This is a genomic window from Streptomyces sp. NPDC002104 (assembly GCF_053593795.1).
Window position 1 is genome coordinate 24900 of record NZ_JBSFDF010000034.1, and the last position, 21198, is coordinate 46097.

A 21198-nucleotide genomic window follows, 5' to 3' on the forward strand; every position below is an offset into this window, starting at 1 on the left:
TTCCTTTGCGTTACACGCGTCTCGTCATCGCCGCCGGCGTCGGCACGCTGCTGCTCACCGGCTGTGCGGAGGGCGGCCGGGCCGGCGCGGGCACCGGCGCCGCCGGCGGGGGCGGTTCCGCGGCCCGGGAGGTTGTCACGGAGGCCGACATCGCCCTTCCGGTGTCCGCCTATTTCTTCACCCCCGAGCAGCAGGCGCTGGTCGACACCGCGCACTCCACCCTGGCTTCCGACTGCATGAAGCGGTTCGGGTTCGACTGGCCGGTCACGAAGGCCGAGCCGGTCAAGGTCGTGAGCCGTCGGTACGGCGTGGTCAGCGAGAAGGTCGCCGCCGAGCACGGCTACCACATGATCCCGCTGGCAGGCGGCGACCAGCACGCCGCGGGCGCGGCCTCGGGCGCGGCCAAGCTCCCGCCCGAGGCGTACATGGTCTACGGCGCCAAGGGCGGCAAGGCCGGTACGGCCGGCAACTACCAGGGCAAGGACGTTCCCGAGGGCGGCTGCGTGGGCGAGGCCGGCCGCAAGCTGGGGCTCGACAAGGTGCAGAACCCCCAGAAGGGCAAGATCGGCCTGCTCAGCATCGACTTCTCCTCCTTCGCGCAGGCCCAGAAGATGCCGGAATTCACCAAGGCGCAGAACGAATGGGCGTCCTGCATGAGGAAGGCCGGATACCGGCACACCACTTTCCTCCAGCCCGCCGAAAAGTACGCGCCCCAGGGGAATTCCGCGACGCCGCAGGAGAAGGCCGTGGCCAAGGCGGATGTGAACTGCAAGCAGGAGACGAAACTTTCCACCGTACTGCTCCGCCTCGAAACGAAGATCCAGAACGATTACATCGAGCAGAACGCCGCCGGTTTCGCCGAGATCAAGAAGGATCAGGGCGCGGTCATCAAGTCGGCCAACGAGGCATTGGCGAACTGAATGCAGAACGACGAACAGCCCCCCGCGGACGCGGCCGGGGAGGCCCTCGCCCACGGGGGTGACGGCGTACGGATCAGGCGCCGCTGGCTCACCCTGATCGCGGTGGGCGCGGTCGCGCTCACCGGGGCGGGTTTCGGGACCTCCCTGCTGATCAAGTCACCCGCCCAGGCGGCGGCGGACTCCCGGCCCCCCGCACCGTCCGTGATCACGGCGCCGGTCGAGTACCGGGCACTGGCGTCCTCGGTGATCCTCCGCGGCACCGTGGTCGCTGGCCAGAGCGTCGAGATCACCCCCGGCGGCGCGTCCGACGGAGGCAGCCCCACGGTCTCCAAGCTGCCGCTGAAGGCAGGCGACCAGGTGCAGGCGGGCCGGCTCCTGGTCGAGATCTCCGGCCGTCCCGTGATCGCCCTGCAGGGCACCGTTCCGCTCTACCGCGACCTCAAGCCCGGGGCCCAGGGCAGTGACGTGGCCCAGCTCCAGGACGCGCTGCAGCGGCTCGGCCACTCCACCTCCCCCGACAACCGGGGCCGTTTCGGCGAGGCCACGAAGTCGGCGGTCACCGCGCTCTACGAAGCGCTCGGATACGAACCCGTCCCGGTCGGCGGCGCCGAGGGATCGGCCACCATCACCGCGGCCGAAGCCCAGGTGACGGCGGCCGGACGGGCCCTGGACGATGCCAAGGACGCGTTGAAGACCGCCGAGAGCGGGGCCGGTTCGGGCTCCGGCTCCGGCAGCTCGGGGTCGGGTTCGGGCAAAACGGCGGGCTCCACCGCGGGGGCGGCCTCGGGAACGGCCGGGGCAGCAGCGGGCGGCGGTCGCGATCTGGAGCCCTCGCGCAAGGCGGTCAAGCGGGCCCGGGAGGACCTGGCCACCGCACAGGAGGGCCTGGTCGCCGCTCGGGCGGCCGCGGGCCCCATGGTCCCGTCCGGCGAGGTCGCGTTCCTGGAGAGCTTCCCGGCGCGGGTGCAGGATCTCCCCGTACGGCTCGGCGCGAAGGCGCAGGGAGCCGTGATGACCGTCGCCGCCGGCGCCCTGGTGGTGCACGGGTACGTACCCGACCACCAGAAGGACCTGATCAGGGCGGGCCAGAAGGCGGAGATCCTCTCCGAGGTCAACGGCGCCACCGCCACCGCCTCCGTACGCTCCATCGCCACCACCCGCACGACGCCGCGTCCCGACGGCGACGCGCAGGACGCGGAGCCGGCCGCGGGACAGGCCGATGCGGACGGCTATCTGATGACTCTGGCGCCGGGCCGGCCGCTGGAGGCCGAATGGACCGGGCAGAACGTCCGCCTGACCGTCCTGGCCGCCACCACCGGCGGCAAGGTCCTGGTCGTGCCGGTCACGGCTGTGTCGGCCGGCGCCGACGGCTCCACCGCCGTCACGGTGCTGGAGGGCGACGGCAGGCAGCGCCGGGTCCGGGTGAAGCCCGGCACCAGCGGCGACGGCTACGTCGAAGTCATCCCCCTGGACAGCGGGGCCCTCGGCGAGGGCGACCCCGTGGTGACCGGCGTCCGGGCCGGCGCGGGCGCGGGCTCCGGCTCCGGCTCCGGCTCCGCAGCCGCACCGGGGAGCGCCGGATGACCGTCTCCCCGGCCCCGGCCCCGGCCCCGATCCCGAGCTCGGCCCAGGCCCCGGCCGATCCGCCCGTCATCGAGTTCCGGCAGGTCGGCCTCACCTATCCGGGGCCGCCGCCCGTGGCGGCCTTCCGCCCCAGCGACCTCGTGGTCCACCGGGGCGAGTTCATCACCGTCGTCGGCCCCTCCGGATCGGGCAAGTCCACGTTCCTGAACATCACCGGGCTCCTCGACACCCCCACGACGGGCACCCTCCTCCTCGACGGCATCGACACCAGCCGGCTCAAGGACACCGAGCGCACCACGCTGCGCGGCCGCCACATCGGGTTCGTCTTCCAGGCCTTCCACCTGCTGCCGCACCGCAGCGCCCGCGAGAACGTCGAACTCGCCATGGTCTACGGCGGCGCACCGCGCCGCGAGCGCCCCGAGCGGGCCCGCGAGGCGCTGGCCCGGGTCGGCCTCGGCCACCGGACCGAGGCACTGCCCACCCGGATGTCCGGCGGCGAACGCCAGCGGGTGGCCATCGCGCGGGCCCTGGTCGCCCGGCCCTCGCTGCTCCTGTGCGACGAGCCGACGGGAAACCTCGACACCGGCAACGCCGAGGCGGTGCTCCAGCTGCTGGAAGCACTCAACGCCGAGGGCATCACCATCGTCCTCATCACGCACGACCTGGCCGTGGCCGCCCGCGGCCGTCGGACGGTCACCATCCGGGACGGCATCCTGAGCGAGAGCGAGCAGGCACGCGCATGCTGAGCCGGAACCGAAAGACACGGCGCTCCGTGCCCGTGCCCGGGTCCTCCGTGCCCGTGCCCGTATCCCGCGTCGGGCGCTCCGCCTTCGTACCGCGGGACCTGCTGGCCGAAGCGCTGGCCGGGATGCTGCAGCGCCCCGCCCGTTCCGCGCTGACCATGCTCGGCACCGTCCTGGGCGTCGGTGCCTTCGTCGCCGTACTCGGCCTCACCGCCACCGCCTCCTCGCAGATCGACTCCCGCTTCAACGTCCTGTCCGCGACCGAGGTGTCGGTCGAGGACGTCTCCCGGGAGCAGGACGAGTTCGCCGACGCGGCGTTCCCGGACGACGCCTCGGACCGCGTCGAGCGGCTCAACGGGGTGCGGCACGCCGGCGTGCTGTGGACGGTGCAGCCCCGGCACGGCGGCGGCGAACTCGCCGTGACCGCCGCCCCGGTCGGCGACACCGGAGGGGAGGCCCTCAGCGTGGTGGCCGCCGCCCCCGGTGCGCTGCGCGCGGCCGAGCCCCGGCTCTCCCAGGGCAAGCTGTACGACGGCTTCCACGCCGGCACCCGCCAGCGCGTCACCGTGATCAGCTCGGGCATCGCCGCACGGCTGGGGATCACCACGCTGGAGACCAAACCGGCGATCTTCATCGGCGGGCAGCCGTTCACCGTCACCGGCATCGTCGAGGACGTCCGGCGCCAGCCGGACATGCTGCTCTCCGTACTCGTACCGCAGACGACCGCGGTCGAACTCTGGGGGCGGCCCGCCCAGGGCGCCAGGATGCTCGTCGCGACCGATCTGGGCGCCGCCCGGCAGGTGGCCGGGGAAGCCCCTACGGCGCTGCGCCCCGACCACCCGGAGTACTTCAAGGCGGTTCCGCCGCCCGACCCGAAGAGCCTGCGCTCCTCGGTGACCTCCGACCTCGAACAGCTGTTTCTCCTGCTCGCCGGGGTCTGCCTGGTCATAGGAGCGGTCGGGATCGCCAACACCACTCTGGTGGCGGTGCTGGAGCGGACCGGGGAGATCGGCCTGCGCCGTGCCCTCGGCGCGCAGAGGCGGCACGTCACCGCCCAGTTCCTCGCCGAGTCGGGCACGCTGGGCGCGTTCGGCGGACTCATCGGTACGGCCATGGGCACGGTGGCCGTCCTGGTGGTGGCGCTGGTCAGGGACTGGACCCCGGTCATGCACCCGGTGACCCTGGCCACCGCCCCGCTCATCGGTCTGGCGACCGGAGTCGTGGCCGGGATCTATCCCGCCCGGCGCGCGTCCCGCGTACAACCCGCCGAAGCCCTGCGCGGCTGACCCGCCCCGCCCTTGGGGGCCTCGCGCGGCGAGGAGCCGGGTCCGCCGTGACCTGCGCAGATGCCGTTCGCCGGGGCGTGCCGCGCGATTCCGGCGGGCCGGGCGCGAGGAGGTAATGTCGTCCGGTCACGGACGGCGAACGGGTCGTCCGTCCAATCCAGGGGAGCCGACATGACCGATCTGAACTCGCTGCGGGCGAGCCTTGCGTCGGGTGGGCACGAGTTCGCCGACACCTTGGCCTTCGTCGCGGCGCAGTACGCGTACCAGCCGCAGGCGTTCCGCAACGGGGAGCTGGAGAACGCCGCGGGCGAGAACGAGGGGTCCTGCAAGACCCTGGGGCTGGCCCTGCTGGAAGGGCTGAGCGACCAGGAGGCGCTGCTGGCCTTCGGTGAGCACTACCGCAGCGTGCTGGCGACGCCGGACGGCACGGATCACAGCAACATCCGCAACCTCATGGCCCACGGGCTGGCGGGGGTGGAGTTCGCCGGGCAGCCGTTGGTCCGCAAGAGCTGAACCGAACCGTGCGATGGCCCGCTCGGCTCCGGCCCGGGACGCGGCGCGGATCTCGTAGGAGCCCGGCATCTCGTCCGGCAGGCGGTGACCGCGGCGGGGACAGGGGAAGGGGCGCCCGCCCGCCCGCCGGTCCGCCCGCCCGCCGGTCCGCCCACCCGCCGGTCCGCCCACCCGCCGGTCCGCAAGGCGTCCATTCGGGGCCGGGATTGCGCCGCGGTGGGTTCCGCTTCGCCGTCCGGCGGCCCCCGGCTCGGCCTCGCGGATTTCGCCCTCCGGTAATGGAACTTTGAATTGCGAAAGCGTCCCGGAACTCCGGTGCGCGGCCGGTTATCCCCACGCGATTCCGTGGTCTAGGACAGGTGGTCCAGGAGCCACGAAGCCTGCGCGGTGGGGATCAGCAGACCTCCCGGGTCCGCGGGCGCGGTGCTGCTGTCGTCGAAGTCCTCCTCGTCCGGACCGCCGGCGGCGTCAGCGGCGTCGGCGAGGTCGCCGACGGCCAGCTTCAGCCGCTTCGGCAGCCGCGGCCCGCCGCCCCGTGCGGCCAGCTCGGCGTTCTCCTGCGTGGAGGGCGCCGATCCGTTGAAGGAGAAGTAGCTCCCGGCCCGGTGGTCCTCCTGCCGGTACTCCATCGCGGCCAGGGCGTAGCGGACCGCCAGGGCTCCCCGGCCGATGCCGCCCACGGCCAGCGGGGCGTCGCCGGTCCGCTCGGCCGCCGCCCGCCGCAGGGCGTCCGCGACCGTGTCCGCCAGGTCGGCCAGGGGGGCGGAACCGTCGTTGAAGCCGATGAGGATCAGGTCGTGGCCGCGGGCGCGCACCGCATCGGCGAACGCGTCGGTGCCGGAGCACAGGCGGGCCTGGAGCGCGTCCAGGTCCGTCTCCCCCGGCCCCGCCTTGCTGGCCAGAAGGAGCGGCCTGACGAGGCCTTCGCCGCCCGCGGGGAGGATCCGCGCGGTGCCGGCGTCGAGCTTCCACTCCTGGTCCGATGCCATGTGTCCTCCGGGGGACGGGGGGTGGCGACGGGGTCGCCGCGTCGGTGTACGAGCCAAGGGAAGCGGCAGCGCCGTGGCACGCGAAAGAGCGAAATCACGCCGCCGGGCCGATAGTCGATCATCACCCCACGCCTCAGCAGCACCTGTTGGAGCGTCAGGGACGGACGGACATACGGACCGTGGGCGGGCCGGCCGTGCGGTGGACAGTTGTGAGAGATCGCCGCATCTCACGTGAAGAACTGCTTAACGCAACGGTGCCGGGAGGGCAGGGCCGACGACCGATGCGGGACACCGAAAGGGCATGTCAACCCACAACCGCGCCAGTCCGGTTGAGGGATCGGGGGCCAAAGCGGGCGTCCTGGGAGCCGATGATCCGGTGATAGCATCCCCGGCATCTGTGATCTTGATTGATATAGACGCAGATGCTGATTTGGATCGGCGGCATGCTCTCCGCGCAACAGCAGGTGAACCGTGCCGATCAGCTGTGTTGCGGGGCCTCGCGAGGTGTATCTGCAGCCGTCCGCATGGCACGCGCCGGGAAAGGTTTCCATGAATCGAGACGCACTTGTGTGGTGCCTGGTTGCGGTGGCGGCGATAGCCGTCGTCGCGGTCGTGGCACTCGTCGCCCGCAACAGAGCGCTGGGGGCGAAGAAGGAGCACACCGAGGCCGAACTGAGGCACCAGCTGCTCGCGACGGACAGCCACCTGCACGCTTCGCGCGCCGAGTTGATGAGGTTCCAGGCCGAGCAGGACGCCACGCTCCGCGCGGCCAGGGAAGCCGCGGAGGAGAACACCAAGGCCGTCCTCAAGGGTGCCGCCAGCCTCCTGCAGAGCCTCGCCGCCGAGCAGACGACGCTTCTCGACGGCATCCAGCGCAAGTACGGCGGACACACCGTGCTGAGCGACCTGCTGGACGTCAACCACGCCAACGCGCAGATGGCGCGCAAGGCCCAGGGCATCGCCGTCATGTGCGGGGCGCCGCTCGGCCGCCGCAACAGGCCCGCCAGCGTCTACGACGTGGTGCGCAGCGCCCAGGGGCAGATCCGCAACTTCCACCGGGTCGCCATCATGCAGCAGACCAGTCTCGCCCTGAAGTCCTCCGCGGTCGCGCCCGTCGCCCTCGCCGTGGCGGAGCTGCTCGACAACGCGGCCAGTTTCTCGCAGCACGACGCACCGATCGAGGTGACGTTCCAGCGGGTCCAGAACAACCTGTGCATCGTCATCGACGACGCCGGTGTCAGCATGAACGACGAGGAGCGGCAGCGGGCGACCGCGCTGCTCTCCGGAGAGATCGCCCCCCGCCTGTCGCAGCTCGGGACCCAGCCCAAGTTCGGCTTCCCGGTGATCGGCCTGATCGCGCGTCAGCACGGTTTCAAGGTCGATGTCACCGGAGTTTCCCGATACGGCGGCGTCAGGGCCGTCGTCCTCTTGCCCGAGGAGCTGTGGACCATGGAGGAGATCCCGCCCGTGCAGGAGGCTCCGGTCGGCGAGGCTCCGGTCAGCGAGTTCCGGCGCCCCGCCGAGAGCCGGCCCGCCGTGGGCGCGACCTCGCGCACCATGCACGGCCTGCCCAAGCGCGGTGCGCGCCAGGCGCCGATCGCGAGCGTCCCCGACCCCGACACCACCGCGCCGGCGCCCCGGTCCCCGGGGGAGACGGGCCGCGCTTCCGGACGCAGCCTGGGGGCCTTCCAGCGCGGCACGCTTTCCGGCCGCAACCTTGACGCCACCTCGTTCGAAGGGCCCGAAGAGGCATGACCGCAGACCTCTCGTGGATGCTCGAGGACATCGTGCACAACGTGCCCCGTGCACGGCACGCCGTCCTGCTGTCCGCCGACGGCCTTCCTCGCGGCGCGACCGAAGGCCTGGCCGAGAAGGACGTGCGCACGATCTCGGCGGCCATGGCCGGGATGCAGTCGCTCAGCCGGGCCACGGCCCACTTCGCCGGGACGCAGGAGGACCGGCGGTGGAACCAGACGATCATCGAGTTCGCGCACGGCTGGAGCTTCCTGATCGGGGCGGGGCAGGGTTCCTACCTGGCCGCCGCGGCCGCGCCCGATGTGGACATGCAGCAGATCTCCTTCCGCATGCACCGCCTCGTCGCCCGGCTCGGCAACAACCTCACCTCGCCTCCGCGGGTGGGCACCGAGGACGCCGGAGGTCCGCGCGGGGGTGTCCCCCGGCAGCAGGGTCCCGGTGACGCGGGATTCGTCCTGGGCGAGCTGGACCGGGTGATGTCGGAGGTCAAGGGTGCCCGCCACGCCGTACTGCTGGGGTCGGACGGCCTTCCCCGCGGGGCGACCAACGGGATGAGCCGCGACCTCGCGGACACGATCTCCGCGGCCATGACGGGCATCCACGCCTACAGCCGGGTCACGTCCCAGTTCGCCGGGGCCGTGGAGGACCCGCAATGGCGTCAGACGGTCATCGAGTTCGAGCACGGCTGGATCTTCCTGATGGCGGCCGGCCCCGATGCCTTCCTGGCCGCCGCCGCCGAACACGACTGCGACATCGAGCAGTTCACCACGCGTCTGCACGAGGTGGTGCCCCGTCTGACCTCTGCGGGCGCGGTCACGGCTACGGCTGCATCGGCGCCGGGGAAGGGGGCCGGCCATGTCTGAGGGGCCCGAACGGGACGAAGAGCTGGAACTGACCTCCCCCTTAGTCCCCCTCTTCGTGATCACGAACGGACGGGCGCTGCCCCCGGACCACGAGTACGAGCACACGACGCTCGTGACCGCGGCGGCCGAGCTCGGGCAGGTGGCGGCGCGCACGCTGTCCCCGGAAGCGGCGCGGGTCATGGACCTGGTCGCGAACGGCTTCCTGTCCGTGGCCGAGGTGGCGGGTCACACGCACCTGCCCCTGGGCGTCGTCCGCATCCTGCTGGCGCAGTTGGAGGAGGACGAACTCATCCTTGCGAGGACACCGATCCCGCGCGCCGAACGTGTCGACAGAGAGCTGGTCAGCGCCGTGCTCGAAGGCCTGAAGAATCGATTCGGAGCGTAACGCGTGTACCTGGATCCAGATGTCTCCCACGCGGTGAAGGTTCTCATCGTGGGGCATTTCGGGGTCGGCAAGACCACCTGCATCGGCAGTCTCTCCGAGATCGAACCCTTGCGGACCGAGGAGGAGATCACCGAAGCCAGTGTGGGTTTCGATGACCTGTCGGGCACGCCCGACAAGACGACCACCACCGTCGCCATGGACTTCGGCCGGCTCACCCTGAGCGACACCCTGGTGCTCTACCTCTTCGGAACGCCGGGCCAGGAGCGGTTCAAGGAGATGTGGGAGGAGCTCTCCCGGGGCGCTCTGGGGGCGCTGGTCCTCGTCGACCCGGAGCGGCTCCACGAGTCCTTCCCCATCCTGGACCTCGTCGAGCGCTTCGGCCTGACCTACGCCATCGCCGTGAACCACTTCGAGGGCACCACGCACTACCCGCTCGACGAGGTGCACGAGGCCCTGAACCTCGCCCCCGAGACCCCCGTCGTCGAGTGCGACGTACGGGACGAGAACTCCTCGGCGCGGGCCCTCATCACCCTCGTGAAACACCTCATGTCCCAACTCGGCTAGGAGCGCAGGAATGCAACAGCCACGTGACCCGAACGAGATACCCCCCGGCTGCCCCGCGCACGGGAACGTCCAGATGTACGGCCCCTCCTTCGGGGCCGACCCGGACAGCCACTACGCACAGCTGCGTTCCTACGGCCCCAGCGCGCCCGTGGACATCGCCCCCGACGTGCAGGTCGAGCTCGTCACGAGCTACGACGCCGCGCTGTACGTCCTGCAGAACCCCGCCTCCTTCGTCCGCGACTCGCGCCGCTGGAACGCGCTGAGCGAGGGCCGCGTCCCGGGCGACAGCCCGGCGCTGCCGATGATGGGCTACCGCCCCAACGCGCTCTTCAGCGACGGCGCCGCACACGCGCGGCTGCGGCGCGCCGTGACGGACAGCCTCGCCACCGTCAACGAGCACCAGCTCATCCGGCAGACGCAGCAGTCCGCCAACTACCTGATCAGCCAGTTCAGTACGGACATCCGCGGCCATGCCGAGCTGATGTCCGAGTACGCGCAGCCGCTGCCCCTGCTGGTCTTCAGCGAGCTCTTCGGCTGCCCGCCCGAGATCGGCGACCGGGTGATCGCCGGGATCAGCGGCATCTTCGAGGGAACCCCCGGCGCCGACGAGGTGCTCGGCGGGGCGCTCACCGAGCTGATCGCCCTCAAGCGGCGTCGGCCGACGGACGATCTGACGACCCGCCTGATGGAGCATTCGGCGGGGCTGAGCGACGAGGAGATGCTGCACCAGCTGGTCACCCTGCTCTCCGGCGGCACCGCGCCGCTGACCGCCGCCATCGGTACCAGCAGCGCCCTGTACCTGGGCGAGGACTGGCAGCTCGCCCTCCCGGTCGAGGACGCGGTCTCCCAGACCCTCTGGAACTACGCCCCCATCTCCAACTACGCCGCGCACTACCCGACTCACGACGTGGAGATCGGCGGCCGGGTGATCCGCGCGAACGACCCGATCCTCGTGTCGTTCGCCGCGGCCAACACCGACCCGAAGCTGACCGAGCACCGGGAACAGCTCAGCGCGAAGGCGCACTTGGCCTTCGGAGCGGGCCCGCACGCCTGCCCCGCCAAGGACCCGGCCTTCATGATCGCCGTGACCGCCGTCGAGACGCTGCTCAACCAGCTTCACGACGTCGAGCTGCGCGTCCCCTTCAAGTCGCTGACCTGGGCGCCGAGTCCGTGGAGCCGGTCTCTGGTCACCCTGCCGATCCGCTTCACCCCGAGGGCAGTTGCCCAGGGTGCCGGTCCGGCCGGGGCCGGCGGGACCGCCTGGACGGCGGGCTCGAACGCGGGCCAGGGCGCCCAGCAGGAGGCCTCCGCCTCGTCCTCCCACGCCGCCGCCTCCGGTGCGCGTACCGGTTCGGCAGCCCAACAGTCAACCAAGGGAGGCCTGTTCAGCCGCTTCTTGGCGTGGACCCGAGGCGAATGAGGAATCTGTGATTCAGGTAACACCCTGAGTACTCGGCGGTAGCGGATGCTTAACGATCATGCGGGTATGCATGGCGGCTGGTTCTCAGAAAGGAGCCGCCATCATGGGCGTTGCCACAACCCCGACGTACGACCGCCGGGCGTCCGCCTCCCTCTTCTCCCGTCTGCGGACGGCAAGAGGGCAGGCCGACCCCTTCCCCATCTACAACGAACTCCTCGCGCGCGGCGAGGTGGTACCCGCCCCGTGGGGCGGTTTCGCCGTGACCGGGTTCGCTGCCTGCGACCAGGTCCTGAGGAGCCGTCAGTGGCTTGAGCCCGACCGGGAGTGGCGCGAGCGCCAGGGCGCCGGAACCCGCTGGAACGCGCCCTCCTCGCGCGAGATGGGCCATACGCTCGCCGCGCTCAACCCCCCGGACCACACCAGGGTGCGCCGGGCGGCGGGCACCTTCGACCGGGGCACGGTGGAACGCATCGGCCATACGGTCGAGCGGACTTCGCAGCAGCTCCTCGACGCGTTCACGGAGCGAATACGCGCCGGCGAGGCGGACTTCAACGAACTCGTCTGCGAGGAACTGCCGGTGGCCACCATAGGCGAATGGCTGGGGCTCCCCCGGGCCGACTGGCCCAGGCTCCGGGATTTGACGCACGATCAGGTCTTCACCCAGGAACTCCTGCCGTCGGCCAGCCAGCTGGCCCTGTCCGACGCGGCCACGGCCGAACTGCGCACCTACTTCATGGACCTGGTGCGTGATCGGCGCTCCCGGCCCGGGGACGACCCCGTCACCCGGTGGATCCAGACCTGGGACGCGATCGAGCCCGACCGGGACAAGGCCGACGAGGCCGTCTACTACCTGGTGCTGTTCGTCCTCCTCGCCGCGCTGGAAACCACCGCGACCCTGCTCTCGACGATGACGCTCCGGCTCGTGGAGAGCCCCGACCGCTGGGCCAGGGTCGCCGGCAACCCGGACCTCGTGCCCGGGTTCGTGGAGGAGACCCTGCGCTACGACCCGCCGACCCACGTGATCAGCAGGATCGCCTCGCAGGACTCGGTGCTCGGAGGCTTCGAGGTCCGCCGCGACGAGATGGTCCACCTCATGATCGGAGCCGCGCACCGCGACCCGGCCAGGCACAAGGACCCGGATCTCTTCGATCCCGAACGCCCCACCGACCACCTCGCGTTCAGCGGCGGCATCCACTACTGCCTCGGTGCGCCGCTGGCCCGGATCGAAGCACAGACGCTGCTCCGGCAACTGGTCGAGCGCCTCCCCCGCCTCACCCTCGTACGCCCCCCGTCGATGGCGCCCCGCGTGGCGTTCCGGCGACTCCTGAACCTGGACGTAGCAGTCGCGTGACCGAACCGACCCCCTTCCCCGCCCCCGTCACCACCGCCGTCCCCGCAGCCGTGCACGCCCCCGCACACGTCCGGACCGCGCCCAAGGCGATACTCGTCGAACAGGACGGTCCCGTACTGCACGTCCGCCTCAACCCCTGGGGGCTGGACGACACACTGGACGCCGCGGTCCTCGACGATCTCATCGCCCTGCTCGACGACCTCCACGAGAGACCCGGCGTCCGGATCCTGACGCTGTCGTCACTGGGTACGGACTTCTGCCTGGGCGCCGACCGCGGCGAGTACCAGGAGGCCCTGGCCGCCGATCCCTCCGGAGTGGGCCTGCGGCGCATCGCCGACAAGGCGCACCGCCTGTGCCAGGCCCTGGAGAACACCCACGCGGTCACCATCGCCCGGCTGCACGGGCGGGTCGTCGGCGCGGGCCTCGCCCTCGCCGCCTTCTGCGATCTGCGGGCCGGCTCCGACACCAGCCGCTACCGCATGCCGGAGGTCGGCATCGGGCTGCCGCCCGCCTGGGGCGGGGCGATGGGCCGGCTGGTCTCCGAGGTCGGCGCCTCCAGGATCCGCGAGCTCATGCTCACCTGCGACGTCTTCGACGCCGGCACCGCGCAGCGCATCGGCCTGCTGCACCGGACCGCACCGCTGGAGCAGTTGGACAAGGTGATCGACTCCTGGACCCGGCCCCTCGTCCGGCGCTCGCCTGAGGCCCTCGTGCTGACCAAGCGGATGCTGGCCGGCTACGCGCGGGCGGACCGTACGGCGGACGTCTCCCTGCTCGACTCCCACCTGCTGGCCGCCTCGCTCCACCAGCACGCGAGGGGCTGAGCCCCGTCCGGGCCGTCCGGCCGATCCGGCCGGCCCGGCCGCCGGGCGGCGCCCGGACCCTCCGGTCTACGCCGCCCGGCGCGATCCGTACCAGTGCCCGGCGACGGCGGTGCAGAACAGTCCGGCGATCAGGGTGGTCAGGGCCAGTCCCGGGCCGGAGTTCCAGTCGACGGCGGGGGCGTGGACGGCCAGGACGACGGCCGTGGCGAGCGAGACGCCCGGCAGGGCGAGGAGGGCGGGGCGCACGCGGCTGAGGTCGTCCTCGGCGAGGGCTCCGAGGACGCCCATGCCGAGGGCGAGCGCCCAGACGCCGAGCCCCTGGGCGTCCGCGCGGTTCACCTCCCAGGGGATGAACCCGGCCCAGAAGCCGGGCAGGACGAGCAGTCCGGCACCGATGCCGAGCCAGGCGGAACCCAGTACGGCCATGGGCGGCTTGGACCAGCCGGGCAGGGGGACCTCCCTGCGCCTCAGGGGCGAGCCGGGCTGGAGGCACTGGCGGGCGACGGCGAGCACCGCGAACGCCGCGAGCAGTCCGAGGAGGGCGACCCAGCCGAGGCTGAACAGGGCGAGGACGATCGAGGCGCCCGCGGCCACCTGGAGCGTGCCGGCGTTGAGGAGGCTGACGGTGAACAGGCCCAGCAGCACCACGGCGAGGGGGATCACCAGGACCCGTACCTCTTCCCAGACCCGTGCCCGGCCGATCGCGAACAGGCCCGGTGTCACGCCGGCCATGGCCGCTCCGATCAGTCCGGGGCTGAGCGGGTCCGGTGACTTCCAGGCGCCGCCCGCGTATCCGGCCAGGCTGGCGGCGACGAGGAACGCACCCGTCGTGAGGCTGACGACGCCCACGACGACGGCCAGCATCGTCACGCCCGCCGTGAGCCGGCGCCCGTCTCCGGGTCCCTGCGGGAGCCCGCCGTCCGGTCCCGGGCGGGGTCCGTCGTCCGGTCCCCGGTCCGGCCCGGCCGGCAGGACACCCCCTAGCGGTTCGACTGCCATGCGCCCTCGACTCCCTCGACTCCGTTGCGTACAGGGACAGGTGCGGCACCGGAGCCGGCGCCGGCCGGCCCGCCGCGCCGGGCCAGTTCGCGGGCGTACACCACGCGCAGGCTCACCACGGCGGTGGCCGTGAAGGCCGCCACCCCGCAGCCGATGGCGACCCCCGCGATCAGGGCGGTGGCACGGTCGAGGCCCGCGTACCGGTCGAAGGGCACGGCGGCGGCCAGCGAGAACAGCGGTGCCAGGCACAGGGCCGTCAGGTGCAGGCGCCATTCCTCGTGCGCCCACCCGTCACCGCGCCGGCCGGCGCGCCGGTGGCGCACGGTCAGCACCGCGAACGTGGCCGCGTACGGCAGCAGGTAGCCGAGGAGCAGCCGTTCGCCCGCCGCGCCCCAGGACAGGAACGACCAGCCGATCCGGGCCAGCGCGGCGGCGCCGGCGAGGTGCGCCAGGACGAGCGCCGGGTACGGTACCCACGTCCCGGCGCCGCCGAGGGGGCCCGCGGCCGGCCCGGGCGCGGGACGCCCGCTCCGGTCGAGGGCGCGCGAGGCGAGCAGTGCGCCGAAGACGACGACGGAGCCGAGGTGCGTGGTCGCGACGCGGTTGATCTCCTCCATCGGCAGGCCGGGCAGCAGCCGGGGCAGCGCTCCCCATTCGAGGCGCAGCAGCGGCGCGGTCATCAGGTAGCCGTAGCAGAGCAGCATCCACCGCTGGTGCAGGTCCGGGAAGCGGCCCAGGGCCGCGAGGATCCCGAACGTCACGCTCAGCGTGGTGCCGACGAGGATGGTGGCGAGGGCGATCCAGAACGTCGGCCCGCTGAAGGCGTCCTCGGGCGCGGTGCGCACGAGGTACACGGCCGCGCCCGCCATGGAGGCGTACACCGTCACCGCGAACACGGCGCCCGCCGCGCGGTGCAGGCGCGGTCGGCGCCGGACGGCCGACAGCAGCTGGACCGGCCCGAGCAGCATCAGCAGCCCGCCCAGCACGGAGTGCACGACGAGCGGGACCAGGCTGCGCCCGTACGGTGCGATGCGGGTCCGCAGCGCCTCGGCCACGTACTCCGGGGACACGGTGCGGCCCAGGATCCACTCGCCCGGGGCCGGAGCGCCGGGCCTGGCGTAGGACCACATCTCGGTCATGGCGACGGGCGCGTAGACCACGCAGACCGCCACCACCGCGAGGGTCGCCGCGCGCGCCCACGGGACGCGCTGGAGACGGTTCACCGGGACTTCCCCTCCACCACCGAAGTCCGGGAGCCGAGCCCCCTCCGGACGTTTCAGAAGGTAGGGGCCTGTTCGACTTCCGGTCAACAAGGCTGACGGACTCCGTGCGCAACTCCGCGTGCAACTCGGCGTGCGACTCCGTGCGCAGCTCCGCGTGCACGGGTCCCGCCCGGGCCGGGCCGGTTCAGATCCAGCCACGCCGGGCGGCCACGGCCCCGGCCTGGAAACGGTTGGCCGCGCCGAGCTGGTCGTGCAGCCGGCTCATCCGGCGCCGCATGGTCCGTACCGACCAGCCCAGTTGGCGCGCTATCGCCTCGTCCTTCAACCCGCTGACCAGCAGGGCGAGGAGCAGACGGTCCTCCTCGCCCGGTTCCGCGGCCTCCTCCCCCGGTTCCGCGGCCCCCTCGCCGGGTCCCGCCGGGCCCGGCGGCGCGAGCAGGGGGGTCGCCAGGGTCCAGCACAGCCGCCAGTAGTCGGTCAGCGCGTCGAGCAGCGAGGACGGGCGGATCACCGCCGCCCGTACGTCCGTCAGGTCCAGCGACAGGGGCATCAGCGCCAGGGTGTCGTCCGCGATCGCCAGCTTGATCCGCAGTCCCGGCAGCACCCTCGCCTGCTCCCCGTGGGCCACCAGCCGCCGGATGTCGTCCAGCACCCCCGGCCATTCCAGCGCCTCCGGGGCGTACACCGCGCGGTACGTCAGCCCGCCGCGCATCGCCGTCTCCTCCACCGGGTTGGCGGTGGTCAGTGCGTAGGGCGGCCGGTCCAGGGTGCGGACCTGCTCCTTCGCCTCCTGCTGGAGCCTTACGAACCAACGGCCCAGCGCCTCCCGGCCGGAGACGATCTCGACCTCCTTGGCGTCGCCGCGCCGGGCCGCCTCGAAGAGTCCGGCGAGCTCGCCTGCGGCCGAACGCACCCGGCCCAGTTCCACGGTGCGCTCCTGGATCAGCGCCTCCACCGCGTGCTGCGGGTCGATGGCCGCGTAGCGGCGGCGGACGCCGGACAGCCGCCCGACGAGCCCGCGGTCGTGCATCCGGTCCAGTGCCCGTGCCACCCGCTCCGAGGACGCGCCGAGCTCGCCCGCCAGCTCCGCGGGCGAGGCCGCCTGCCGGGCGAGGAGCGCGCGGTAGACCTGCTCGTCGAAGGCGTCGATTCCGACGGCCGCCAGTTCCTGGGACATGCGGGCCATCGTGGCCCACCTGTGCCAGCGGCAGCAATGGGCCACAGCGAATCGTTGCCCTCTCCCGACCGCGGCGCATTAGGTACCGCCTATGGGTCACTCACACCGAAGAGCTGCGCACACGGGCCTGGTCGCCGCGGTGCTCGGCGGACTGCTCGCCGCGGTCCCGCCGGCCGCCGCCGCCCCCGATCCCGCGGGCCAGGGCACACAGCGGGTCATCGTCGAGCTGGACGGCGCCGCGGCGCTGGAGGCCGTAGCCGCCTCCGGCTCCGCGGACGACGCCGGGGCCGCCGGAGGCGCCGGAGGCGCGGGAACCACCGGAGGCGCGGGAATCACCGGGGGCACCACAGCCCCCGGGAACGCCCGGGACCCGAAGGCCGCCGAGACCGCGAGGAAGGCGCGGGCCGCCCGGGTCACGGCCGTACGCAAGAACCTGACCGGCAGGCACGACGCGTTCCTGGCCGAGGCGAAGGACGCGGGCATCGCCCCCACATCCGTACGCCGGCACACCCTGCTGCTCAACGCCGTGGCCATGACCGTCGGCGCCGGCGACCTGGCCACGCTGCGAAAGCTGCCGGGCGTCAGGGCCGTCAGCCCCGCCGGCACCGCGCGCGCCCTGGACACCGACGCCAACGAGGTCGTCGGCAACCCGGCCCTGTGGGCCCGGGAGGATCCCGCCGGCGTCAAGGTCACCGGCAAGGGCGTCACCGTCGCCGTGATCGACACCGGCGTCGACTACACCCACCCCGACCTGGGCGGCGGCTTCGGTGAGGGCCACAAGGTGGTCGGCGGCTGGGACTTCGTTGACAACGATGCCAACCCGATGGACGACAACGGCCACGGCACCCATGTCGCGGGCATCGTCGCGGGCAGGGCCGCCGCGGCCGGCGGCGTCACCGGCGCCGCCCCGGACGCCGAACTGCTCGCGTACAAGGTGCTCGGCGCCGACGGCAGCGGCGACGACTCCGGCATCATCGCGGCCATCGAGGCGGCGGTCGACCCGGCCAATCCGCACCGCGCCGACATCATCAACATGAGCCTCGGCAACGCCGCGGGCACCGCGAGCGACCCGCTCTCCCGGGCCGCGTCCGCGGCCGTCGACGCAGGCGTCCTGGTCTTCGCCGCCGCCGGCAACGCCGGTCCCGGCTACTGGACCGTCGGCTCCCCGGCCGCCGCTCCCGGGGTCGTCGCCGTCGGCGCCTCCACCAGCGGCATCCGGCTGCCGGTGCTCAAGGTGGCGGGCGACACCCTGCAGAGCTACCGCGGCGGACGCTCCGCCAACCCGCCGGCCGGGGAGGTGACCGCCGGGGTGGTCGGCCTCGGCATGGGCACCGCCGAGGACTGGGCGAAGGCGGGCGACGTCCGCGGCAAGGTCGTGCTGTACGCGATCCCGCCGGCCGTGAACCCGTACGACGTGTGGCCCGAGGAGCTCGAAACCTGGCGCGAGGCCGAACGGCGCGGCGCCCTCGCCCTGGTGGGCGGTGTCGGCGGAGGCGGCGGCGGCCCGGTCGTGTTCGGCGGCAAGAGCCGCGCGAACCCGCTCCAGCCGCAGCAAGGGCAGGCACCCGCCCGTACGGGGGCGGCCGCCCGCAGCGAGGTACTGCTCGGTGCCACGCCCGCGGAGTCCGGTGACTCCCTGCGCCTGGACCGGCTGGTCGTGACCGGCGTGGACTACGAGACGGGCCAGCGGCTCGCCGCGCTGGCCGAGTCCGGCGGGCGGCTCGTGCTCGGCGGCCGCGACTCCACCGACGAGATGGCCTCGTTCTCCTCCCGCGGCCCGGACTCCGAACGGCTCGGCCTCAAGCCCGAGATCGTCGCCCCCGGCGTCGAGATCCTCTCCACGGTGCCCAAGGCCGTGGAACCCCCGGGGTACCAGCGGATGTCCGGCACCTCGATGGCCTCGCCGCTCGCCGCGGGCTCCGCGGCGCTGCTGCGCCAGCTCCACCCGGACCGGCCCGCGGACCGGCTGCGCGCCGAGGTGATCGGTTCCGCGAAGCCGCTCGACGGCCCCGACCTGCAGTCGCAGGGCAGCGGCCGGCTCGACACGGACGCCGCGGCCCGGGCCGGGCTGTACGCCTCCCCCGCCACCGTCTCCTTCGGCCTGGCGCACATGGACGGGCCGAAGGTCACCGGCAGCCGGGAGGTCGTGCTGCACAACACCGGCGGCGCGCCGGTCACCGGCCAGGTGACCGTCACCGGCCCCGCGACCGTCACCCCGGGCCGCGTCACCATCCCGGCGGGCGGCAGCGCGAAGGTCACACTGACCGTCGAGCGCGACCGTCCCGACGTCACGGACTACGCCACCAACTACCTGAGCGGCCGCGTCACCGTCACCCCCGCCGGCGGCGGCAAGGGCGGCCGCGCGCTCACCGTCCCGTACCTGATGGCGGCGATCCCGCTGTACGTCGACCCGGCCGAGGACCCCTCCAACGACGGCTCCACCACCGTGTACGTGTACAGCCCGACGCCGCTCACCGCGCCGCCGGTGCTCACCGTCACCCCGCCGAAGGGCAAGCCCTACACCAAGGCGACGGCGGCGACCGCGGACCCCTCCTACTACCGGGCCGATTTCACCGGTCTCGGATCGGGCGTCCACACGATGACCGCCCGCGCCACCACCGACACGGCGGTCCGCCAGTACGGTACGGGCGCCTTCGAGGTGGCCCTCAAGGAGCCCAAGGGCCGGGACTGGCAGCCGGTCGGCCCCAACAGCGCCGTCGGCACGACCCAGTTGGCACCGGGCAAGCCGGACCAGGCCGTGATGACCCAGGGCACGCGCCCGGGCGCCTGGCTCACCACCGACGGCGGCAGGAGCTGGCAGCAGCGGGGCCACACCCCGGTCAGCAACGCGCTGGCCGAGCCGTCCCTGGTCATCGACTCCCGCGATCCCAGCCGCTGGTGGGAGGCCGTGGTCAGCGCGCACCCGTCCGCGTTCCCGGAGGGCGGCGTGCTGATGCGCACCGAGGACAGCGGCCGCTCCTGGGAGCGGATGGCCGGCCCGCCGGCCGCGATCACCGAGCTGAGCGCCGATGCCCGGACCCGTGTCCTGCTCGCCACGTCGGAGTACACCGGTGAGCGGTTCGTCAGCCGCGACCGCGGCGCGAGCTGGACGCCGGTGGACCTCACCGGGATCACCGGGTACGTCGCCAAGAGCGTGATCGGCGGCGACGACCTCTACCTCTGGGCCGGCCAGGCGATCTGGGTGATCCGCGACTTCGTCACCGGCTCCCCCAAGCCGGCGCGGCCGGTCTTCCAGGCCACGCCGCGCGTGCAGATCATCGGTGGCTTCGACGCCGACGGACCGCTGCTCGCCATCAAGGTGCAGGGCCAGGACTCGGGCCTGTACGTGAGCCGGGACGGCGGCCGCAGCGTCGCGCGGAGCGGCCGCACCGCCAGTGGAGTGGTCGACGTCTCGGGCGGCGACATCTACCAGGACGACCTGAGCGGCACCGGCGCCCTCAGCCGGGACGGCGGCCGTACGTGGACCACGTCCGCGCAGCCGGTCGCGGGTTCGGTGGTCTACGACTACGACCGCTGGGCCGACGGCTCCCACACGATCGGCTCCGGCTCGGCCGGGCTGTTCCGCTCCACCCGGGAGGGCGGCTACCGCCGGATCGGCGTGCAGGGCGAGTCCGTGGCCGCACTGGCGGCCTTCGGGGACCAGCTCCTCGCCGGCACCTCGGTCGGCACGTACCGCACCCGGGTGCCCGCCACGAGCCCCGAATGGGGTGCGGCGGAGCGCGAGGGCACCGTGGGTACCTCCGTCGTCGGGTTCCAGCCGTCGGTGAAGGACCCCAAGTCGGGCTGGCAGCTGGTGAACTACCTCTACAACGTGGTGCTGCAGAAGACCGCCGACTCCGGCCGGACCTGGTCGGACGTCGCCACGCGCGAGGCGAACGGAACGGCGTTCCTGGTCGATCCGGCGCACCCCGAGCGGATGCTGGTCTCCTTCAAGAGCTCCAGCTCCGCCGGCCTGTACACCACCACCGACGGCGGGGCCCACTGGAAGACCTTCGACCAGGGCCGGTACTACGACACCATCGTGGCCGACCCCGGCAAGCCGGGACGGATCTGGTTCGGCGGCCTGTGGGGGCTGTCCTACTCGGACGACTTCGGGGCCACCATGACCCAGGTGTCCGAAGCCGAGGTGCACGCCGTCCAGTTCACCGGCCGGACCATGATCACGGGCGGCCAGGCGATCCGGGTCAGCAAGGACGGCGGCAAGACCTTCACCAAGGCGGACACCGGCCCCCTGCGGATCAGCGTCTCCGACCTGCTCCGGGTCGGCGACACCCTCTACGCGGGCACCAGCACCCGCTGGCGGGACTTCACCCCCACCGGCGGACGCGGCGTGCTGCGCTCCACCGACGGCGGGCTGACCTGGCGCAACATCTCCCGCTCCCTGCCGAACAAGGACGTGCTGTCCCTGGCGGCCTCGCCCGACGGACGGTACCTCTTCACCGGCGTCGACCAGGGCGGCGTCCACCGCCTGGAGCTGGACGACTGAGGCCCTGGCCCCCGGACCCCCGCGGTCCGGGCCGGCCCGCTCCCGGCCGGTGCGGCCGCCGTACGACCAGGCGACCGCACCGGCCGGAGTGCGCA

17 protein-coding genes are annotated in these 21198 nt (G+C 72.8%); 13 read left to right on the forward strand and 4 right to left on the reverse strand.

The genetic code is table 11. The features are described from left to right. Positions 1-5 precede the first annotated feature (5 nt). From ACWCP2_RS25690 to ACWCP2_RS25710, 5 genes are all read left to right on the forward strand, one after another. The gene (locus tag ACWCP2_RS25690) at positions 6-920 is read left to right on the forward strand and encodes a hypothetical protein (protein WP_450910937.1); all 915 of its coding nucleotides are present in this window, start codon (positions 6-8) and stop codon (positions 918-920) included. Then, positions 921-2504, forward strand: coding sequence for a peptidoglycan-binding protein (locus tag ACWCP2_RS25695; protein ID WP_450910938.1), 1584 nt, complete (start codon positions 921-923; stop codon positions 2502-2504). Beyond that, positions 2501-3250 (forward strand): ABC transporter ATP-binding protein, encoded by a 750-nt coding sequence (locus ACWCP2_RS25700; protein WP_450910939.1) that lies wholly within the window; start codon positions 2501-2503, stop codon positions 3248-3250. Before ACWCP2_RS25695 ends, ACWCP2_RS25700 begins: the two co-directional genes overlap by 4 nt. Continuing rightward, positions 3244-4533 (forward strand): ABC transporter permease, encoded by a 1290-nt coding sequence (locus ACWCP2_RS25705; RefSeq protein ID WP_450910940.1) that lies wholly within the window; start codon positions 3244-3246, stop codon positions 4531-4533. The genes ACWCP2_RS25700 and ACWCP2_RS25705 overlap by 7 nt, the downstream gene beginning before the upstream one ends. A 171-nt stretch (positions 4534-4704) precedes the next feature. Further along, a complete protein-coding gene (locus tag ACWCP2_RS25710) occupies positions 4705-5046 on the forward strand; it encodes a HopJ type III effector protein (protein ID WP_450910941.1) in 342 nt (113 codons plus the stop codon). Positions 5047-5396: 350 nt separating this feature from the next. Here the strand turns inward: ACWCP2_RS25710 and ACWCP2_RS25715 are convergent, their stop codons facing one another. Continuing rightward, entirely contained in the window at positions 5397-6035 is a 639-nt protein-coding gene (locus ACWCP2_RS25715; RefSeq protein WP_450910942.1) for a hypothetical protein, read from the reverse strand. Between the two features lie 549 nt (positions 6036-6584). On the opposite strand from ACWCP2_RS25715, the gene ACWCP2_RS25720 reads away from it, so the two are divergent. From ACWCP2_RS25720 to ACWCP2_RS25750, 7 genes are all read left to right on the forward strand, one after another. Further along, positions 6585-7790 (forward strand): ATP-binding protein, encoded by a 1206-nt coding sequence (locus ACWCP2_RS25720; RefSeq protein WP_450910943.1) that lies wholly within the window; start codon positions 6585-6587, stop codon positions 7788-7790. Then, positions 7787-8653 carry a roadblock/LC7 domain-containing protein gene (locus ACWCP2_RS25725; RefSeq protein ID WP_450910944.1) on the forward strand — a complete coding sequence of 289 codons (867 nt, stop codon included), beginning with the start codon at positions 7787-7789 and terminating at the stop codon, positions 8651-8653. The genes ACWCP2_RS25720 and ACWCP2_RS25725 overlap by 4 nt, the downstream gene beginning before the upstream one ends. Further along, a complete protein-coding gene (locus ACWCP2_RS25730) occupies positions 8646-9038 on the forward strand; it encodes a DUF742 domain-containing protein (RefSeq protein WP_450910945.1) in 393 nt (130 codons plus the stop codon). The genes ACWCP2_RS25725 and ACWCP2_RS25730 overlap by 8 nt, the downstream gene beginning before the upstream one ends. 3 nt (positions 9039-9041) lie before the next feature. Continuing rightward, complete coding sequence (locus ACWCP2_RS25735; protein ID WP_450910946.1) at positions 9042-9602, forward strand: GTP-binding protein; 561 nt, start codon at positions 9042-9044, stop codon at positions 9600-9602. 10 nt (positions 9603-9612) lie between these two features. Further along, the gene (locus ACWCP2_RS25740; protein ID WP_450910947.1) at positions 9613-11022 is read left to right on the forward strand and encodes a cytochrome P450; all 1410 of its coding nucleotides are present in this window, start codon (positions 9613-9615) and stop codon (positions 11020-11022) included. 103 nt (positions 11023-11125) lie between these two features. Continuing rightward, complete coding sequence (locus tag ACWCP2_RS25745) at positions 11126-12373, forward strand: cytochrome P450 (protein WP_450910948.1); 1248 nt, start codon at positions 11126-11128, stop codon at positions 12371-12373. A 50-nt stretch (positions 12374-12423) separates the two neighbouring features. Continuing rightward, a complete protein-coding gene (locus tag ACWCP2_RS25750; RefSeq protein WP_450910984.1) occupies positions 12424-13197 on the forward strand; it encodes an enoyl-CoA hydratase/isomerase family protein in 774 nt (257 codons plus the stop codon). A gap of 66 nt (positions 13198-13263) precedes the next feature. Here ACWCP2_RS25750 and ACWCP2_RS25755 read toward each other — a convergent pair whose 3' ends face one another. The 3 genes from ACWCP2_RS25755 to ACWCP2_RS25765 all read right to left on the reverse strand — a co-directional run bounded on the left by ACWCP2_RS25755 (position 13264) and on the right by ACWCP2_RS25765 (position 16596). Continuing rightward, positions 13264-14196, reverse strand: a complete 933-nt coding sequence (locus ACWCP2_RS25755) for a hypothetical protein (RefSeq protein ID WP_450910949.1) — start codon at positions 14194-14196, stop codon at positions 13264-13266. Next, positions 14178-15419, reverse strand: coding sequence for a DUF2306 domain-containing protein (locus tag ACWCP2_RS25760; protein ID WP_450910950.1), 1242 nt, complete (start codon positions 15417-15419; stop codon positions 14178-14180). Before ACWCP2_RS25760 ends, ACWCP2_RS25755 begins: the two co-directional genes overlap by 19 nt. A gap of 184 nt (positions 15420-15603) precedes the next feature. Next, complete coding sequence (locus ACWCP2_RS25765) at positions 15604-16596, reverse strand: helix-turn-helix domain-containing protein (RefSeq protein ID WP_450910951.1); 993 nt, start codon at positions 16594-16596, stop codon at positions 15604-15606. Positions 16597-16687: 91 nt separating this feature from the next. Between ACWCP2_RS25765 and ACWCP2_RS25770 the strand changes: the two genes are divergently transcribed. Beyond that, positions 16688-21103, forward strand: coding sequence for a S8 family serine peptidase (locus ACWCP2_RS25770; protein ID WP_450910952.1), 4416 nt, complete (start codon positions 16688-16690; stop codon positions 21101-21103). Positions 21104-21198: the final 95 nt, after the last annotated feature.

Bases quoted from the DNA above. Each gene is read 5' to 3' on its own strand.
- ACWCP2_RS25695 (WP_450910938.1), top strand. From the start codon at position 921: ATGCAGAACGACGAACAGCCCCCCGCGGACGCGGCCGGGGAGGCCCTC.
- ACWCP2_RS25700 (WP_450910939.1), top strand. From the start codon at position 2,501: ATGACCGTCTCCCCGGCCCCGGCCCCGGCCCCGATCCCGAGCTCGGCC.
- ACWCP2_RS25705 (WP_450910940.1), top strand. From the start codon at position 3,244: ATGCTGAGCCGGAACCGAAAGACACGGCGCTCCGTGCCCGTGCCCGGG.
- ACWCP2_RS25710 (WP_450910941.1), top strand. From the start codon at position 4,705: ATGACCGATCTGAACTCGCTGCGGGCGAGCCTTGCGTCGGGTGGGCAC.
- ACWCP2_RS25715 (WP_450910942.1), bottom strand. From the start codon at position 6,035: ATGGCATCGGACCAGGAGTGGAAGCTCGACGCCGGCACCGCGCGGATC.
- ACWCP2_RS25720 (WP_450910943.1), top strand. From the start codon at position 6,585: ATGAATCGAGACGCACTTGTGTGGTGCCTGGTTGCGGTGGCGGCGATA.
- ACWCP2_RS25725 (WP_450910944.1), top strand. From the start codon at position 7,787: ATGACCGCAGACCTCTCGTGGATGCTCGAGGACATCGTGCACAACGTG.
- ACWCP2_RS25730 (WP_450910945.1), top strand. From the start codon at position 8,646: ATGTCTGAGGGGCCCGAACGGGACGAAGAGCTGGAACTGACCTCCCCC.
- ACWCP2_RS25740 (WP_450910947.1), top strand. From the start codon at position 9,613: ATGCAACAGCCACGTGACCCGAACGAGATACCCCCCGGCTGCCCCGCG.
- ACWCP2_RS25745 (WP_450910948.1), top strand. From the start codon at position 11,126: ATGGGCGTTGCCACAACCCCGACGTACGACCGCCGGGCGTCCGCCTCC.
- ACWCP2_RS25755 (WP_450910949.1), bottom strand. From the start codon at position 14,196: ATGGCAGTCGAACCGCTAGGGGGTGTCCTGCCGGCCGGGCCGGACCGG.
- ACWCP2_RS25765 (WP_450910951.1), bottom strand. From the start codon at position 16,596: ATGTCCCAGGAACTGGCGGCCGTCGGAATCGACGCCTTCGACGAGCAG.
- ACWCP2_RS25770 (WP_450910952.1), top strand. From the start codon at position 16,688: ATGGGTCACTCACACCGAAGAGCTGCGCACACGGGCCTGGTCGCCGCG.